13 protein-coding genes and 1 tRNA gene are annotated in these 18,584 nt (G+C 60.1%); 4 read left to right on the top strand and 10 right to left on the bottom strand.

All coding sequences use genetic code 11. The annotated features are described in order from the left end of the window. Nucleotides 1-30: 30 nt before the first annotated feature. Entirely contained in the window at nucleotides 31-864 is an 834-nt protein-coding gene (locus tag ASD60_RS18370; RefSeq protein WP_056855363.1) for a metallophosphoesterase family protein, read from the top strand. A 16-nt stretch (nucleotides 865-880) separates the two neighbouring features. Here the strand turns inward: ASD60_RS18370 and ASD60_RS18375 are convergent, their stop codons facing one another. Beyond that, entirely contained in the window at nucleotides 881-1,690 is an 810-nt protein-coding gene (locus tag ASD60_RS18375) for a phosphocholine cytidylyltransferase family protein (RefSeq protein ID WP_056855364.1), read from the bottom strand. Nucleotides 1,691-1,973: 283 nt separating this feature from the next. Here ASD60_RS18375 and ASD60_RS18380 point away from each other — a divergent pair, with 283 nt between their 5' ends. Next, nucleotides 1,974-4,259: an ELM1/GtrOC1 family putative glycosyltransferase gene (locus tag ASD60_RS18380; protein ID WP_236708485.1), complete on the top strand. Its 2,286-nt coding sequence runs from the start codon at nucleotides 1,974-1,976 to the stop codon at nucleotides 4,257-4,259. Between the two features lie 19 nt (nucleotides 4,260-4,278). On the opposite strand, the gene ASD60_RS18385 is transcribed toward ASD60_RS18380, so the two are convergent. Continuing rightward, nucleotides 4,279-5,724, bottom strand: a complete 1,446-nt coding sequence (locus ASD60_RS18385) for a mechanosensitive ion channel family protein (protein WP_056855366.1) — start codon at nucleotides 5,722-5,724, stop codon at nucleotides 4,279-4,281. 294 nt (nucleotides 5,725-6,018) lie between these two features. Here ASD60_RS18385 and ASD60_RS18390 point away from each other — a divergent pair, with 294 nt between their 5' ends. Beyond that, entirely contained in the window at nucleotides 6,019-6,666 is a 648-nt protein-coding gene (locus ASD60_RS18390) for an MliC family protein (protein ID WP_056855367.1), read from the top strand. Between the two features lie 3 nt (nucleotides 6,667-6,669). Here ASD60_RS18390 and ASD60_RS18395 read toward each other — a convergent pair whose 3' ends face one another. From ASD60_RS18395 to fdnG, 8 genes are all read right to left on the bottom strand, one after another. Continuing rightward, nucleotides 6,670-7,743 (bottom strand): AI-2E family transporter, encoded by a 1,074-nt coding sequence (locus ASD60_RS18395; protein ID WP_056855368.1) that lies wholly within the window; start codon nucleotides 7,741-7,743, stop codon nucleotides 6,670-6,672. Nucleotides 7,744-7,852: 109 nt separating this feature from the next. Then, nucleotides 7,853-7,948: transfer RNA gene (locus ASD60_RS18400), tRNA-Sec, on the bottom strand. 5 nt (nucleotides 7,949-7,953) lie between these two features. Beyond that, nucleotides 7,954-9,861 carry a selenocysteine-specific translation elongation factor gene (selB, locus tag ASD60_RS18405; RefSeq protein ID WP_056855369.1) on the bottom strand — a complete coding sequence of 636 codons (1,908 nt, stop codon included), beginning with the start codon at nucleotides 9,859-9,861 and terminating at the stop codon, nucleotides 7,954-7,956. Next, entirely contained in the window at nucleotides 9,858-11,288 is a 1,431-nt protein-coding gene (selA, locus tag ASD60_RS18410) for an L-seryl-tRNA(Sec) selenium transferase (RefSeq protein ID WP_056855370.1), read from the bottom strand. The genes selB and selA overlap by 4 nt, the downstream gene beginning before the upstream one ends. A 51-nt stretch (nucleotides 11,289-11,339) precedes the next feature. Continuing rightward, nucleotides 11,340-12,266, bottom strand: coding sequence for a formate dehydrogenase accessory protein FdhE (fdhE, locus tag ASD60_RS18415; protein WP_056855371.1), 927 nt, complete (start codon nucleotides 12,264-12,266; stop codon nucleotides 11,340-11,342). Nucleotides 12,267-12,269: 3 nt separating this feature from the next. Next, nucleotides 12,270-12,932 carry a formate dehydrogenase subunit gamma gene (locus ASD60_RS18420; protein ID WP_056855372.1) on the bottom strand — a complete coding sequence of 221 codons (663 nt, stop codon included), beginning with the start codon at nucleotides 12,930-12,932 and terminating at the stop codon, nucleotides 12,270-12,272. Beyond that, the gene (gene fdxH / locus ASD60_RS18425) at nucleotides 12,929-13,864 is read right to left on the bottom strand and encodes a formate dehydrogenase subunit beta (protein WP_056855373.1); all 936 of its coding nucleotides are present in this window, start codon (nucleotides 13,862-13,864) and stop codon (nucleotides 12,929-12,931) included. The genes ASD60_RS18420 and fdxH overlap by 4 nt, the downstream gene beginning before the upstream one ends. Further along, nucleotides 13,865-16,930: a formate dehydrogenase-N subunit alpha gene (gene fdnG / locus ASD60_RS18430; protein WP_153189007.1), complete on the bottom strand. Its 3,066-nt coding sequence runs from the start codon at nucleotides 16,928-16,930 to the stop codon at nucleotides 13,865-13,867. Between the two features lie 318 nt (nucleotides 16,931-17,248). Between fdnG and ASD60_RS18440 the strand changes: the two genes are divergently transcribed. Further along, nucleotides 17,249-18,403, top strand: a complete 1,155-nt coding sequence (locus tag ASD60_RS18440; protein ID WP_056855376.1) for a MalY/PatB family protein — start codon at nucleotides 17,249-17,251, stop codon at nucleotides 18,401-18,403. The last annotated feature ends 181 nt before the right edge of the window (nucleotides 18,404-18,584 follow it).

Consider the following 18,584-nt stretch of genomic DNA (forward strand, 5'->3'; position numbering starts at 1 on the left):
ACGCCCCGGCACAGAGGATTTCCAACAACGATGACCAGTCTTCTGCATATCTCCGACACGCATTTCGGCACGGAACTGCCCCTCGTCGTGCAAGCCTTTGAATCGCACGTCAAGGCGCATGGCGCCGATCTGGTGCTGTTTTCAGGGGACATTACGCAACGCGCCAGACGCGCTCAGTTCGCCTCGGCGCAGGCATTCATCCAGCGCATCAAGGATTACGGAATACCTCAGGTGCTGACGATTCCCGGCAATCACGATATCCCCCTGTACAACCTGCTCGCGCGCGTGTTTTCACCCTATGGGAATTATCACCGGTACATCGACAGCAATCTGGCACCCATTTTCGAAAATGACGATGCATTGATCATCGGCTTGAACACAACGCATCCTTCACGGCGCAAGGCAGGCAAGGTCACTGCCCGACAAGTTGAGGAAGTGGCTGAGCGACTGCAGAGGTGCGATCGGCAAAAGTTGCGCATCGTTGTCGCTCATCAACCGTTCGGCGCTATCGTCGCGTCCGACCGGCGCAATTTGCAGATCGGTGCACGGGCTGCACTGGAGCGTTGGGCTTCGTCAGGGCTCGATGTGGTGATGGGAGGGCATATCCATCTGCCCTATGTGCTGGCACTCAGCACGCAATATGCCGGGCTGTCCAAGGAAATCTGGGGGGTGCAGGCCGGCACCACGCTCTCGTCACGCCTGCGTGGCAATGCCCCCAACTCATTCAATCGAATCCATCTGGATAAACTGACAAGGCAAGTTAACGTTGAGCGCTGGGAATACTCTTCCTTGCAAAGCGCATTCGAGCGCTGCGAAGAAATTCGCTGCGACTGTCTGTTGCCCGGGGTTGCGAGCGCAAATTAACGGGGTTGCGTCACCGTCAGGAACTCTCCTTCGCTTCCTCAGCGAGGGAGAAGGCCGTGCCATATTTGCGGCCCGCCCAAAACTCGACCATTGCCTGCGCAGCCTGGAGGTCGGCGGGAAAGTCCAGCTCATTCCAGTCCAGTCCTTCGATGGATTGCGCGAACACCTGCCCTGTCGTCGCTGCGAGGTAATTGATAATGCTCAAGTACCACATTTGCAGGGCTTCGGGACGGCGCATACTTTCTTCCAGCGCATTGCGAAACAACGGTCCTCCGCCCGCCTGGAAATGCATCATGCCGATGGATTCCCCGTCGACCTTATCGAGCGCAATCTGCTTGCTGACAGCACTGATCCGTTCACCGGCGAGCTGGATCTTCATATCGTCGCTGTCATAAGCCGACTTCTTGTCGATCGCGAGTGTAATCGGTCTGACAGGCGCCTCCAGCAGCCTCTCCAGCACCGGCTGTTCGAACAACGTATCGCCATTGAGCAAGATGAAATCATCATGCATGACATGGCGAGCCATCCAGCAACTGGCCAGATTGTCGGCGACCTCGAAGAACGGATTGTAGATCGTCGAGATGACGCCCGGCCCATAGCGCTCGTTCAGAACCTGTTCAACCTGGCCTGCCCCGTAGCCAATCACGGCGGTGATCCGGCTTATTCCGGCAGCCAACAACGCATCAATCTGCCATTCAATGACCCGCAGCCCGCCGACTTCGATCAGGCATTTGGGAGAATTCGCTGTATATGGAAGTAGCCGTCGTCCTTGTCCGGCACTCAAAATAATTGCGGTTGTACGGGTGCGTTGTTCGAATAACCCCATATTTCCAGGCTCCCCAAGTCCAGGATCTGAACCACTAGCACCCTTCGATCAGTGAGGGCGTGCTTGGTAGACTAGATCAATGATTGGACTGAGGACGCCCGCCCATCGGCTCAATTCAATCAGTATCGCGACGAAGTTTTATTCTCGACGCCTCGGATTTTCGCTCTATGCTTCTGAAAACCAATTTTCGGAGGAAACGCCCATGCGCTTGGAGGGTTCAGTACAGCCATCCTCAAGCATTGACACCCTCGACCCCATCGTCGAAACGAACAGTGGGCAACCCGTGGCGATTCCCCGCATCGAGCCGATAGTCCTGGCGGCCAGGGCCGGCGCACCGCAAGCCCCCGCCGTGCGTATATTCCTTGGGACCGAGCCTGCGCAGTACCGTGCCGAACGCATTTTTGTCTTTGCGCTGGCGCAAGTGCGAAACCCGGATCGGCGCTACGAAATTTACCGCATGACTGGCCTGCCCGGTTTCGATCAGACCGGCTGGCGTACCGGTTTCACCAATTATCGCTTCGCTATTCCGGACCTGGCCGGGCGCCACGGCCGCGCGTTGTACAACGACGTCGATCAGCTCTACACCGCCGACCCGGCCGAGCTGTTCGACCAACCGATGGGTGAACACGGCTATCTGGCGCTCGCGCCCAGAGAAACGGCAGTCATGCTCATCGATTGCGAGCGGATGCAGCGTTGCTGGAATATGAAAGCCGCCACCACGATCAGTAAGAAAAAGCTGCATGCGGCTGCGTCAGACATTCCGGGGAACTTCGGAATACTGGATGCCATCTGGCACGCCCGGGACCTGGAGTACAAACACGGCGAATCCCGGTTGTTGCATTACACGACGCTGCATCTACAACCCTGGCGACCGCTGCCTGCCCAATACAGCTATCAAATCCATCCCTATGCCGAAATTTTCCTCAGCCTTGAAGAAGCGGCAGACGCAACCGGGTATGAGCTCTACACGGCAGCCGAACCCAGTCCGCGATTCTTCCAGCTCAAGCGCGAAGCCACTGCACAACCGGCGCTGATGCCAGAGGATGTCATGCTGCGCAGCCGTAACCTGCAGTGTGCGAAGTTCGGGCTGATCGGGCCGTGGCAACAAACGCCGGCATTCGGCCCTGCTGTTCGGCAACTCGATGTGGAACAGCTGCGCCAGGTCGATTTACCTGCTCAGGATTTCATCGCTGCGCATGATCTTGAAAAGCTGGCGCCGGAAGACCTGCCCTGGGTCGTGGATCGCCTGTTCGCACTGGCCACGCGAATGCTCTACGTCAAGGCCAGGCTCAGTGGCAATGGCTCGATGATCAGTTCTGTCAGCGGTTGGCGCCGGCTTCTGCGACGCATCGCGCGGCGTTATCCCGATCGGTGCTGGCAGCTCGACTGCGTCGATGAAAAGGGGCACACGCAGCGCTTCGTCGCTGACTATGCGCTGCGGCTCAAGACCGCCGAAAGTCCTAAGGTATGGGTGCTGCTGAGCAATCATGCCGGTGACAATGCGCAGCTGATTGCCATGGCGGACGCCTTGGGTTGGCCTTACGAATGCAAACGGATCACCATTCCACCGCGTTCTTATCTGCTCGACGCCCTGCTGGGAAGCAAGCTGCCCAGACGGCCAATTCCTGGCCTGAACGCACCTTGGCCAGACCTGGTCTTCAGTTCGGGGCGACGCAGCGCCCAGATTGCCCAATGGATCAAACATCGCTCCAAAGGCACGACACAACTGGTGCATGTGGGACGTGCCCAGGTTCCGTTGTGGCGATTCGACCTGGTCCTTTCCACCCCGCAATATGGGTTGGCCCTGGCGGATAACGTTGTCGACCTCCCTGCGCCATACATGAACCCGCGTGCTCTCGATCAGGCGCAACTGGAGCAATGGCGACAGCGTTTCGCTTCACTGCCGCGCCCCTGGATCGCCGTACTCGTGGGAGCCAGCGCCTCTCCCTACTGCATGGACACGCAGGCAGTGCAACGACTCGGTGTTGAAGCCAATGCAGCGGTCAAAGCCATGGGGGGCTCGATTTTGTTATCGACCAGCCCGCGCTCATCCGCAACGACCACCGATACCTTGCTGTCGGTCATTGACGTTCCATGCTGGTCGTATCGATTCGGTGAGACCCAAGACAATCCTTATCCTGCGTTTCTGGCCCTGGCCGATGGTTTTATCGTCACCGGCGACAGCCTTTCGATGCTGACGGAAGCTTGCATGACCGGACGCCCGGTCGCGGTTTTTCCGTTGCCGATCCAACGCAACCGCAAAGCCCGACTTCGCCACGCTCTGGAACAGCGCCTGGGAGTGATTGACCGGACAACGGGGGTGCGTGGCACGCCCAAGCAGCAGGAGGGATTCAGCAGGTTCTATTTCAAACTCGTGTCGGGCGGCTTGATCAGGCGGGAACGCCAATTCGAACAGGCGCACCTCGCACTCGGCGTCATGCCCTTGTCACAAGGCCCTCTGCAGCCGCCGCTGCTGTCTCCACAAATGCTGCAAAGCGCCCGCGAACGAGCGATCAACGCCATTCGCGGCTTGATCATTGGCGAGCGGCCGTCTGGTCAAGGCCACTGAAGCGGAGGCAATTGTCCAATCACCCCCGCCTACGCAACCACTGCAAAAAGCCTTTTTTCTCGATGGCCTTCGGTTCTTCCTGGGTCATGGTGTGGGCGATCTGCAAGCGGAAATCCAGCAACGCTTTCATCGCTTCACCGATGTCATGGCGGGCCTCAACGCACGGCCTGAAGAATTCCTTGTCGATCCGGTACAGGTTGCAGAACGTCAGTGCGGCAAATTCCGCTGGCAGCGCCGTACCCGAGACGATCCCGCCTTCGCCAATCACTTCGCCGGGGCCCATGCGCCCGGCTTCGAACTTCACACCGGCGCGGCTCAAGGCCACCGTCACTACGCCCGATTCGATGATGTACAAGTGATCGCTGACCTGGTTGGCCGGCAAAATCACTTCACCTGGCTGAAAAATCTGCCGGGTCATGGCCTGGCTGACGTCGTCTTTTTCTTCCTCACTCAACGTTGTCGCGAAGATGCTCGCGTTGTCCAGCAAGCCCCGGGCTTTTGATTGCACCGGGGGCAAACTGGTTTCGACAGTCGACAACCAGTTGATACCGGCCGCCTGCAAATGCCGATACGCCAGATCGTAGAGCTGGTTGCGCACATTTCGCTTCTGATCCATCGACACCACGAAGCCGCTGACTTCGTACTCCACGCCATTGCTACCGGTACTCTTGATCGTCACTTTCGGTGCCGGTTTGGTCAACAGGATGCGGCAGCCTTGCGCCGCGCGTTCAAGGGCATCGAACACCCGGTTCGGGCGCACAAGGGGGCTGATCAGCAAGCTGATCGAGACCCCGAACATATCGCTGGGCCGACTGAAATTGGTGATCTTGGCCTTGGCCGCCATCGAGTTGGGGATCACGATCATGTTGCCCTGAGAGGTTTGCAGGAACGTGGCACGCCAGTCGATATCGGTGACCCGGCCTTCGGTGCCGTCGATGGCGATCCAGTCATCGATTTGATAAGGCTTGGTGGTGTTCAGGACGATCCCGGAGAACACATCGCTGAGGGTGCTTTGCAGGGCCAGACCGACAATGATCGCCAAGGCGCCGGACGTTGCCAGAACGCCCTTGACCGGCAGATTGAGCACATACGCCAGGGCGGCGATGACCGCTACCAGGAAAATCACTGCGCCGAGAAGATCCTGGAGCAAGCGCCCGGTGTGCCCTACCCGGTACATCATCACCGCACCGATGATGACTGTCAGGGTGCGTGCGCCGAACAACCACCACATGATCTGCAGCACGGTGGTCGCGAACTGCAGCGTCGCGTCATCGACCGCAGGCCCCGGCTCCCATGGGCTCAAGCCTTGATGGAACAACAGCGCGCTGTACAAGGTAAAAATCACCACCCGCGCAAGTACTTTCCAGTTGTACCGGTGGGAACCGACCACACGCCACATCACCATATCAATGAGGATCAGGAGCAGGCCGCCCATCAAGGGACTTTCAGAGAACAAGGACAACATCGGGCATCTCCCGCTCCAGCCAATGGTCGCCGCGCTACTGCGGACCTGTATCCGACCTTTGAAGGATAGTCAGGCCGGCCGAAAGAAGTCGGCGGATTGCGCGTGAACATGTCTCCCAAGGTGGCTTAGTGCAGTTTTTGTGGCTGCTCTGCGCCAGCCCTTTGCGCGCACCCAGCCGTCAGTCGGCGTGGCAAGTTCTGAACACTGACTTACACTGCGATACAGCCGCGTTCCAATGACTACTCAACGGATCGATGGGTCCCAAGGCAATCCGGTGATCTGGGTGACGCCAACATGAAAACGCTCATGGCCTGCTTGGCCGCTGTGTCCGCTGCCAGCGTTTGCCTGGTGACGGTCCCCTGCACCCAAGCCGCATCCTTTGCCACCAGTTACGATTGCACCAAGGCAACGGCTACGGTCGAGAAGCTGATCTGTCGCGACGCGCAACTGGCGCAGATGGATGTCGAATTGATGCGTCTTTATCGCCTGGCGCTGACGGATGAACATTCAGTTCCGCGCCCGGATAAAGTACTGATCGACCAGCAGTTCTGGGTCGATGCCCGTAACCAATGTGCCTCCAGGCCTGACCCCCGGTCATGCACGATCAGCAGTTATGCCCAGCGCGCGCACCAGCTGCGCCAAGGTTCGGCAATCGTCAGGACCAAAGACCCATACCGACTCACCGAAGGCCCTCTGGCATTTCGCTGTAACGGGCTGAACGCACTGGTTTCCGCGACTTTCTTCACCACCCAGCCAGGTGTCGTTTACCTGGCGTGGGCCAATAGCTCGATCACCTTGAACCAGGTGCCGAGTGACGTTGGTACTCAATACATTGGCAAGGATTTGCAGGGAACCTACAGCTTCCGGCAGGACGGCAGTGGCGTCCTGTTCCAGAAACCGGGCTCGGGAATATTGACCTGTACGGCTGAACCGACGGGCTGAAGTTCATGCCGGTGAATCGCGCACCCACTGCCAGAAAAGCTGATACCCGACCGCCAGCACCACCGGACCAATGAACAAACCGATGATGCCGCTGGTGACCATGCCGCCCAAGGCGCCGATCAGTACCACCGGCATGGGTACGTCCACCCCACGCCCCAACAACAATGGCTTGAGGACGTTGTCCACCAGGCCGGCAACGAAGACGTAAATCGCAAAGATGATGGTGACCGTGCTGGGGCCTTCCGTGGCAAAGACATAGGCGATCACCGGCACGGTAATCAGCGTCGCGGGCAATTGCATGATCCCCAGCAACAGCACCGCCAGGGCCAGCAGGCCCGCCCCCGGCACGCCCTTGAGGACAAAGCCGAGCCCGACCAGCAACATCTGAATGAAAGCGATACCGACGACACCCAGCGCCACGGCACGGATGGTTGCCGTGCACAAGGCGGCGACGCTGGCGCCCTTCTCCGGCCCGTTGATGCGCGAGGCAATCTGCACGGAAGCACGGCTGCCGGCTTCGCCGTAGGCCATGAAAATCCCGGCAATGATCAGCGCGAAAATAAAGGTCAGAAAACCCATGCCCACACCGGCCAGTTTGCCCAGCAGGCCCAGGCTGACGCCCTTGATTTGCGGGATGTATTTGGCGGTTAGCCCGGGAAGGTCAGTTGCCGCTTGCTGCCATAGCGCAAACACCCGGTCACCCACCAGCGGCCATTGCGCCACGGATGCCGCCGGCGCCGGAATATGCACGCCCTCGTCCTTGACGACGCTGATGGCATTTTCCACTGAGTCGGCAATCGAGGTTCCCAGCAGGTAAATCGGCACCATCAGAATGATGATTGCCACGAGCACGATGAACGTCGCAATGCGCCCGTCCTTGTGCCCCAACGGGCCTCTGAGACGCTTTTGCAGCGGATACAACGTGATCGCCAGGATCACCGACCACAACATCAAATCGCGGAACGGCCTGAAAATCTCGAAACAGAACAACACCAGCACAACAATCAGTCCTGCGCGGATCAGGACATCCAGCAAGCCGCGGGACAAGGCCTTCTCTGAAAGCGGTAGGGGCACCATGGATATCTCCTGGCAGTGCACTGGAAAGATAGAGTGTCGGTATGCCCAGCATAGTTGCTCATCGGCAAATGTGATGAATGTATGACTGTCGATAATCAGCGCAGGAAAGTGGCGGAAGGTAGCCGGAGTCGAACCTGCCCGGGAACGGATGCCGTCCCCAACCGGGTTTGAAGCCCGGCCGCGCCACCGGGCGCGATTACCTTCCTCAATTCAGTGCCCGGTTCGCCGGGCCAGGGCGTTGTCCGGACGAATCTGGCGACGATCGCCAACGCGTCGCGTCAGGCCCAGCCGATCGAAGTATTCGAGAATCTGAATGCTGCGCTTGCGGCCCAGCCCCACGGCATCACGAAATGCCGAGACCTGGATCACCGGATTCTCATCGGCCAGTTGCAACAGCATAGCCGCCAGACGATGGAGCGTTGCGTCGGTGTAAAACAAGTCACGCACGATCTGATGCACCCGCCCAAGCCTGGCCATTTTGCGCAGCAACAATCGCACAGCGGCTTCGTCGTGGCCCAGCTCGCGTATCCATGGCGGATCGAAACCCGCCGCGTCGAACAGCGGCTGCAATTGCAGCCACATCGCTTCATCCGCCGCGCTCAGGCGCACCTGGTGGTCGGGCAAATGCAGCCACGGCCCACTCGCAGTGATGGCGCCATGGCTGAGTAGATGGTCGAGCAGGCTCATGAATGTCGAGCGGTCGAGGGCAAAACCGGCGAATCGACGCAAGCGATCGCGGTCCGGCCCCATTTGATCGGGTTCCATTTGATGAAAGCGTGTCAGGTGTTGCAACAGCTCATCCTGCAATGTCTGCCACCGGGTGGTGCTGAACAACACGGTAGACTGCCGTGATTCGATCAGGCGCACGTCATCGGGCAGTGACCAGTTCGCTCGAAGCTGGTTGAACTGGCGCTCCAGACGTTGCGGATCGAACCCGGTAGCGCTGTTGGCCAGTAACACCGGCAGGGCATCTTCCAGGCGATTACTCGCGGCCAACGCCTGCAACTGCGCCAGTCGCTCCGGGCTGCGGCGATGTCGGCTGGGGGCGAACGGGTCAAGTACGCGTCCACCGCCGAGGGTCCGTTGCGCGCTCTGGTCACGCACGATCAGTGGATCGCCCTTCACGGCTTGCACCGGCGAATTGAGCAGGATCTGCGCCAACATCCGCTCGCCCGGTGCCACGCTCGCGCCCTCCAGCAATGCCACGCGCCCGGTAACGTCATGAGTGCCGATGTGTACGTGAACCGGCTGAAAATGCTCAAACGCGCGTGGCTCAGCGGGGAGTAACTGAAAGTCGATGTCCAGGCGCTGAGTCGGCGCGTACAGCCACTCTGACACCAGCCACTGACCGCGATTCATGTGCTCCAGCGCCAGGCGTTCGCCGCTGATGTTCAACGCAACACGCTGCCCGGCCACTGCCACATCGGCCGCCTGATTTTGCGCATGCAAGCCGCGCACGCGCACGGTTTTGCCGAGCGGGCCGAGCATCAGTGTATCGCCCACCGCGACCTGGCCGGACACGGCCGTGCCGGTCACCACGATACCGGCGCCGGCGACACTGAATGCCCGGTCGATGGACAGCCGAAAACCACCGTCGATTCCGTGTTGCGCGACCTGGTTTTGCGCTTGCAGCAGCGCCTCGCGCAAGGTGTCTACGCCCTGCCCGGTGACGCTCGACAGCGCAATCAATGGCGCTGCCGCATAAGGCCCAGGTGCCAACAATGCGCTGACCTGCTCGCGCACGATGTTCACTCGGGAAGGTTCGACCCGGTCGCACTTGGTGATCGCCACAATGCAACGGGCGATGCCAAGCAGTTCGACGATGGCCAGATGTTCGCGGGTTTGCGGCATCACGCCGTCATCGGCAGCCACCACCAGCAACACCAGATCGATGCCCTGCGCCCCGGCCAGCATGTTGTGGGTGAAGCGCTCATGACCCGGCACATCAATGAAACCTGTCAGCGGTGCGCCGGGCACCAGCTCGGCGTAGAGATAGCCAAGGTCGATGGTCATGCCGCGCTCGCGCTCTTCCCGGCGCCGGTCGCCCGCCTGCCCGGTCAGGGCCTGGAGCAACGCAGTCTTGCCATGGTCGATGTGCCCCGCCGTGCCGACAATCACCCTGCCCGGTCCTCCACTTTCAATTGATCGAGCTGCGCCAGCCACGTCGGTTCATCATCGAGTTGCCGCAAGTCGAGCCACAGGGCGTCGTCATCGATGCGCCCGAGCACCGGAATCGGCAATGCCCGCAAAGCAGATTCCAGCGCCATCAGCGAGCGTCCGCGCAATCGCTTGCTAGTGTTCGGGCGCAGGCACAGCGCGGCGCTCGGTAATCTCGCCACCGGTTGGCTGCCGCTGCCGATCATCCCCAACGCCGCCGTCGCGCTGACATTCCAGCCTTCGCCCAATTGTTTGGCCAAGGCCGGTTGCAGGCGCTCGGACTGGGCGAGGATGTCGGCCTGTGGCCGGGTCAGCAAGCGCAGACTTGGCAGACGTTCGGCCAGTCGATCCGGATTGCGGTACAAGCCGAGCACCGCTTCAAGGGCGGCCAGGGTCAGTTTGTCGACTCGCAACGCGCGTTTGAGCGGGTTCTTCTTGATTTTGCCGATCAGTTCCTTGCGCCCGACAATCAACCCGGCCTGCGGCCCGCCGAGCAATTTGTCACCGCTGAAGGTGACGATATCCGCACCATCGAGCAGCGCCTGGCGCACCGTCGGTTCAGCAGGCAACCCCCAGCGCGTCAGGTCCAGCAGGCTGCCACTGCCAAGGTCTTCGAGCAGCGGTAACCCATGCCGGTGCGCCAGTTGTGCGAGCTCGGCAGTCGGTACGCAAGCAGTGAAGCCCTGAATGCTGTAGTTGCTCGCGTGCACCCGCATGATCAAACCGCTGCGCGGGCCGATGGCGGCTTCATAGTCGCGGGCGTGGGTACGGTTGGTGGTGCCGACCTCATGCAGTTTTACCCCGGCGCGGGCCATGATGTCGGGAATGCGGAAGGCACCGCCGATTTCGATCAATTCACCCCGAGAGATGATGCCTTCCTTGCGCGCGCCCAGGCTGTTGAGGGTCAGCAGCACGGCGGCGGCATTGTTGTTGACCACCGTCACTGCTTCGGCACCGGTCAGTTCGCGGATCAAGCCTTCGATCAGATCGTCGCGGTCACCGCGTTTGCCACTGTTGAGGTCGAATTCCAGATTGAGCGGGTAGCGTGCGGCCATTTGTACTGCGTCAATCGCCTCTAGCGGCAACAACGCCCGCCCAAGGTTGGTATGCAATACGGTTCCGGTGAGGTTGAACACCCGCCGCACATGGCTGCGGTGTTGCACCTGCAGCCGTTCGCCCGCCCTGCCCGCCAACACTTCAGGACTGACTTCGATCGCCTGGAGCAGACCCTGTTGTACAGCTTCGCGCAATTCATCGAGCAATTGTCGCAACGTCGCCAGCAACGCGTCGCGCCCATAACGCTCGGCCAAAGGCTGAAACGCCGGATGACGCAACAGGCTGTCGATGGAAGGCAATCGCAGGTTGGGACTGGCACCGCTGGCGGACATCGGGCGCTCCTGAAATAGAAAGACCGTCGCGCCAGAGTGTAGACGCTGTGGTCATTCGTCTCCCGGTGCCAGTAACAGGTTCGGTGCCAGGCGCTGATAGCCGTCCTGGGCCAGGCGCATGTCGAGCATCAAGCTGCTCAAATCCGCCGACAACGCTTCAGCGGCCGCATCGTTTTCCAGGTAGAGCAGTTTCAGGTAGCTGTTGCAGCTCGGGCACATTTCGGCGCGCAGCGGTGCCTGGTTGGCGGCGTGGCGATCGTCTTCAAGGCTGAGATATTCCAGGCCCTTGCTCTGCTCGCAATACACACATTTGACCCGCACAACGTGCCATTCACAGGCGCACAACGAGCAGACCAGATACCGCAGACCGTTGTGCTTGCCACGATTGCGAATCACCCCGGCCATGGCCGGCGAGCCGCAACACGGGCATTGGCTGAGGCTGTCGCCCGGTTTGAGCTGCAGGTTCGGCGTGCGGAGCAGCCAATGGCTCCAGGCCGCTTGCAGGGCAGCACCGAGAAACGGTACCAACGCTGCCGGCACCAGCGAATATTGGCCGCTGACCAGCGCCACGGCCCACGCACGACGCTGGCCCGGGCTGGCTGTGCGCAACGTGGCCAATGCATCGTTTACCGCCGGTTGCGCTGGCGGTACATAGCGTTGCAGCAAGGCGTCCAGATACGCTTGCCAGTCGTCCTCGCGAGTCAGGCTGTCGGCGGCGAACGGCGGCAATCCGTGGTGTCGGCAAAGCTCGATGCGTTGTGCGTCGAGTGGCTCGCCAAGCGGCGGATCGTCCAGGATCTGCTGTTGCACCCGACACAGGTCTGCGATCAAGCGTAAATAGTCAGCCAACGGATGATCCACAGCCAATTGCTCCAGGCGTGCTGCGCGCAGGCTGAACAGGTTATGCGGTGGCAGGTGCAGAAACGGCGGCGAACTGGCCGCCGCTTCGATTTCTCCGGGTTCAAGTATGGTTGGCAAGCGTCAGCCCTTTTTGGTGATCGGTCGCTCGGGAGGTACGTCGCGCGTCTCATCGTGAGTCACTTGGCGATACCAGAGTTCGTGGTGTTTCCTGGCCCAGGCACGACTGACCCAACCGTGCGTCATGGCGCTGACCGAACCCTTGATCCAGATGCCCGCATAAATGTGCACGATGATGCTCAGGATCAGCACGAAACCCGCCAGCGCATGCAGCAGCATGGCCCAGCGAATGCTGCTGATGCCGAAGTAGGCACTGAAATATGCACGCCAGATCACCAGGCCGCTGAACAGCAGCACCAGCATGCACAGCAGTAAAGTCCAGAACAGCAACTTCTGCCCGGCGTTGTATTTGCCCACCGGCGGTACTTCTTCCTCGTTGTTGGCCATCACCCGATTGATGCGCCTCAGCCACAGGCGATCATTGGCAATGAAGTAGTTGGAACGCCAGAAGCTGAACACCAGCCCAAGGAAAAACACGAACATCAATACGCCCATGAACGGATGCAGAATGCGAGTCCAGGGGCCACCGCCAAACAGATTGCTCAGCCAGTACAGCGCCGGGTGGAACAACGCCAGCCCGGACAGCCCGGCCATCAGGAACAGAATCGCCACCAGCCAGTGGTTGGTGCGCTGGTTGCTGGTGTAGCGCAGGATGGTCTTGTTCATGGCCTGCCCTCCCCGCGTGGGTCATAGGTGTGCACCGCAGGATCGACCTGATGAACCGAAGTATCCGGCGGTTCCGGGTATTCATCTTCCTCGACCCGGTTCGGTCCGATGCGCACATAGTGGAAGAACCCGGCCAGCACCGCCGCGCCCATGGCCAGCAGCGCCAAGGGTTTGCTGATGCCTTTCCACAAGCCCACCAAGGGACTGATCGCCGGATGATCCGGTAAACCGGCATACAACTTTGGTGTGTCGGCGTGATGCAGCACGTACATGACGTGCGTGCCGCCGACCCCTTCGGGATCGTACAAACCTGCATTGTCGAAACCACGACTTTTCAGGTCGACGATGCGTTCAGCCGCGTGTTCCTTCATGTCGTCCTTGGTACCGAACACAATGGCACCGGTTGGACAGGTTTTTACACAGGCCGGCTCAAGGCCAACCGAAACACGGTCCGAACACAGTGTGCATTTGTAGGCTTTGTGGTCTTTTTGCGAGATCCGCGGAATGTTGAACGGGCAACCGGTGATGCAGTAACCGCAGCCGATGCAATGGTCCTGGTCGAAATCGACGATACCATTGGCATGTTTGATGATCGCCCCTGGGCTGGGGCATGCCGCCAGGCAACCCGGTTCGGCGCAATGCATGCAACCGTCCTTGCGGATCAGCCATTCCAGGTTACCGGCATCGGTTTCATGCTCGGTGAAACGCATCAAGGTCCAGGTGTCGGCAGTCAGGTCATGGGGGTTGTCGTAGGTGCCGAGGTTGTGGCCGACCTCGTCGCGCAGCTCGTTCCACTCCGAGCATGCGACCTGGCAGGCCTTGCAGCCGATGCACTTGGTGGTATCGATCAGTTTGGCGACTTCCTCCACACCACGCACCGATGGCGCGGGCGTGGTGGTGGCCGAGCGGGCAATGATGTCTTGGCTGGCCATTTAGACTTTCTCCACGTTGACCAGGAATGACTTGGATTCCGGGGTCTGTGTGTTGCCATCGCCGAGGAACGGCACCAGGGTGTTGGTCAGGTAGCCGTGACGGGTCAGGCCGGTAAACCCCCAGTGCAGCGGGATGCCGATCTGATGCACGACCTGATTGTTGACCTGCAGCGGACGAATCCGTTTGGTCACCACCGCCACCGCTTCGATAAACCCGCGCTTGCTGCTGACCCGCACCCGATCACCGGCCACGATCCCCTTTTCCTTGGCCAGCACTTCGCCGATTTCCACAAACTGCTCAGGCTGGGTAATCGCATTGAGCTTGCAGTGCTTGCTCCAGAAGTGGAAATGCTCAGTCAACCGGTAACTCGTCGCGGCGTACGGGTAATCCTTGGCAACGCCGAGGGTATCCCACACCGAATCGAAGATCCGCGCTGCCGGGTTACTGGTGGCTTTTTTGTTGCTCGGGTGCAATGGATTGATGCCGATCGGCGTTTCGAACGGTTCGTAGTGCTCGGGAAACGGGCCTTCGTTCATCTTGTCGACGGCGAAGAAACGCGCCACGCCCTCGGGGTTCATGATGAACGGATTCATCCCGGCTTCCGGTGGCACATCGGCCTTGTAGTCCGGCACATCGGTGCCGGCCCACGCTTTGCCGTTCCACCACACCAGGCGTTTGTGCGGATCCCACGGTTTGCCCTGCAAGTCCGCTGAAGCGCGGTTGTAGAGAATCCGCCGGTTCGCCGGCCAGGCCCACGCCCAACCCTGATGCTGATGCATGCCGAACGGGTCATTGTTGTCGCGACGAGCCATCTGATTGCCCAGCTCTGTCCAGCTGCCACAGAAAATCCAGCAACCGGACGCCGTGCTGCCATCGTCCTTGAGCTGACCAAAACCGGCCAGCTGGGCGTTGGCCTTGATGGCCGCGCCCGTGGCGTCGGTGATGTCGGTGATGGCCGTGCCGTTGATTTCCCTGGCCAGTTCCTCGGGCGAAGGTTCGTCAGGGATCTTGTAAGGCCACGACAACTTGAGCAGCGGGTCGGGGAATTTGCCGCCATTGGCCTGGTAACGCTGACGCAACCGCAGAAACAGCTCACTCATGATCTGTACGTCGGTGCGTGCTTCGCCGGGACCGTCGGCACCTTTCCAGTGCCATTGCAGCCAGCGGCTGCTGTTGACCAGCGAACCGTCTTCTTCGGCGAAACAGGTGGTGGGCAGGCGTATCACTTCAGTTTGGATATCGGCGCTGTTGACGTCGTTGAACGGCCCGACTTTTTGCCAGAACTCAGATGTTTCAGTGGCCAGCGGGTCCATCACCACCAGCCATTTGAGCTTGGCCAGCGCAACCATCACCCGGTTTTTATCGGGCAGCGCGGCGATGGGGTTGAAGCCTTGGCACATGTAGCCGTTGACTTTGCCCTGGCCCATCAGGTCAAACACCTTGAGGATGTCGTACTGAGGAATGTCCAGTTTCGGCAAGTAATCGAAAGCCCAGTTGTTCTCGACGGTGGCGTTGGCGCCGTACCAGGACTTCATCAAGCTCACATGGAACTTGCTGTAATGCTGCCAGTAAGACAACTGCCCCGGACGCAAGGGGACTTGCGTACGCTTGGTAATGTAGGCGGCGTAATCCTGTTCAGCGTCGCCCGGCAGGGTCAGATAACCGGGCAGTGAGTTGGACAGCAGCCCCAGGTCGGTCAGGCCCTGGATATTGGAGTGCCCGCGCAAGGCATTCACGCCCCCGCCCGGCATGCCGACGTTGCCCAAAAGCAATTGCACCATCGCTGCGCTACGGATGATCTGGGCGCCAATCGAGTGTTGGGTCCAGCCCAAGGCATAGAGAATGGTCATGGTCTTGCCCGGTTGCGAGCAAGTGGCGATTTCCTCCCAGATTTTCTGCATGGCATCGACCGGCATGCCACAGATCTGGCTGGCCAGATCGATGTTGTAACGGCTGTAGTGCTGCTTCATCAATTGATAGACGCAACGCGGGTCTTGCAGCGTCGGATCGACCTTGACGAAACCGTCCTCACCGAGCTCGTAGCCCCAGCCGGATTTATCGGTGTACAGGCGCTTGTCGACATCGTAGCCACTGAAAATACCGTCCTCGAAGCCATACCCGGCTTTGACGATGAACGACACGTCGGTGTAGTTACGCACGTATTCGTGCTGGATCTTGTCCTCGGTCAGCAAGTAATTGATCAACCCGCCCATGAAGGCGATGTCGGTGCCGGTACGAATCGGCGCGTAGTAATCGGCCACCGAGGCGGTCCGGGTAAAACGCGGATCGACCACGATCAAGCGCGCCTTGTTGTGCGCCTTGGCTTCGGTCACCCATTTGAAGCCGCACGGGTGCGCTTCTGCTGCGTTGCCGCCCATCACCAGTACCAGATTCGCGTTGGCGATATCGGTCCAGTGGTTGGTCATGGCACCACGGCCGTACGTCGGGGCAAGACTTGCCACCGTCGGGCCGTGTCAGACACGCGCCTGGTTATCGAACCCCAGCATGCCGAGACTGCGAATGACCTTGTGGGTGATGTAACCCGCCTCGTTGGACGCCGCCGATGCCGCAAGGAAACCGGTGGTCAACCAGCGGTTGACCGTTTGGCCCTGGGCATTCTTCTCGATGAAATTGGCGTCGCGGTCGGCCTTCATCAGGTCCGCCACGCGGTCGAGTGCTTCGTCCCAGGAGACGCGGGTCCATTCCGAGCTGCCGGGTTTGCGTACCTGCGGATATTGCAGGCGCCCGGGGCTGTGAATGAAGTCCAGCAGGCCTGCGCCTTTGGGGCAAAGGGTGCCGCGGTTGACCGGGTGGTCGGCGTCACCTTCTATGTGGATGATGTTTTGCGCGACATTTTTCGCTGCATCGCCCTGGCTGTACATGATCAACCCACAGCCGACCGAGCAGTACGGACAGGTGTTGCGGGTTTCTCGAGTGTGGGCAAGCTTGAAGTGGCGCACCTGCTCGGCGAAAGCGGCTGTCGGGGCCATGCCCAACGCGCCCAGGCTCGAACCAGCAAGGCCGATACCAGCGACCTTGAAGAACTGACGACGGCTGAGGTCCATCGTGCACTCCTGATCAGGTGGAAATCCGGTGCATTGCCGGACTTTTCTGGACAATCACGGTGGCGGCAGTCTGGCTGCCGACACCTGAAATAGTAGACAAGGCTGTCGAAATCACCATGACAACCGACCGTCGGGCATTTGCGGACAACCACAGAACATTGTGGGAGCTGGCTTGCCAGCGATAGCGTCGTGTCATTCACCATTTCGCCGTCTGACCGGCCCCCATCGCTGGCAAGCCAGCTCCCACAGGGGATGTGTTGCCGGGGATTGGCGCTTATCATGGCCGGCATGATTAACCAGCCTTTACGAGATTTGCGCATGACTTTCGATTTTGATCAGGTGTTCGACCGCCACCACACCGGCAGTACCAAGTGGAGCCGCTACCCGGCCGACGTGTTGCCGATGTGGGTTGCCGACATGGATTTCGCGGCACCACCAGTGATCGTCCAGGCCTTGCAAAAACGTCTGGAGCATCCGTTGCTTGGCTACAGCGTGGCTCAGGATGACCTGCGCGAAGCCATCGTTGCTGATTTGTGGAACAAGTACGTCTGGCGAGTCGAGCCGCAAGAGCTGATCTTCCTGCCGGGTGTCGAATCGGGCTTCAACATGGCCCTCAAGGCATTGGTGCAGCCGCAACAGAATGTTGTCGTGCAAGTGCCGAACTACCCGCCGCTGCGCCACGCGCCAGGGCATTGGGGCCTGAACAAGGTGGAGTTGAATTTCAATCCGCAAGCCGACGGCACCTACATCACGCCATTGGCCACGTTGAGCCAGTCGCTGCAAGGTGGCGGCGCCCTGCTGCTGAGCAACCCGCACAACCCATTGGGCAAAGCATTCCCTCGGGCCGAACTGCAAGCGATCGCCGACATCTGCCTGGAGCACGGTGCCTGGATCATCTCCGACGAAATCCACGCCGAACTGTGCTTCGACGGCCGCCAGCACATTCCGATGGCCTCCCTCAGCCCGCAAATCGCCCAGCGCACCATTACGCTGATGTCGGCGAGCAAGGCCTATAACATCGCCGGGCTGAAAACCTCGTTCATGATCATTCAGGATCGCCACCTGCGCGAGAAGGTCAACCATGCCCGCTGCGGCATGGTCGACAGCGTCAACCCGCTGGGCATGGAAGCCACGCGCGTCGCTTACAGCGAAGCCGGGCCATGGCTGGCCGCGCTGAAGGACTATTTGCAAAGCAATCGTGATTATCTGGTCGACGCCGTGCGCAGCCGCTTGCCGGGCATCAGCATGAACGTGCCGCAGAGCACTTATCTGGCCTGGCTGGACTGCTCGGCGCTGGGGCTGGACAACCCACAGCAATTCTTTCTCGAACAGGCCAAGGTCGGTTTGAGCCCGGGCCTGGATTTCGGTGATGACGGCCGGCAGTTCGTGCGCTTGAATTTCGGCTGCCCGCGCTCGCTGCTCGAAGAAGGCATTGCGCGGATGGAGCGCAGTTTGCGCAACCTCAGGGCCTGATAAATCCCCCGGCAGAAGCGCACTTAAGGACGAACACTGTACCTGTGGCGAGGGAGCTCGCTCCCGCTGGGGCGCGAAGCGGCCCTGAAAAGGACTGCTGCGCAGCCCAACGGGACGGTGCGGCGATCCGACAAGCTCCCTCGCCACAGGATGCTAACGTTTTCCCACCATCAAAAATCCA

The organism is Pseudomonas sp. Root562 (assembly GCF_001427125.1).
Taxonomy (GTDB): Bacteria; Pseudomonadota; Gammaproteobacteria; order Pseudomonadales; family Pseudomonadaceae; genus Aquipseudomonas.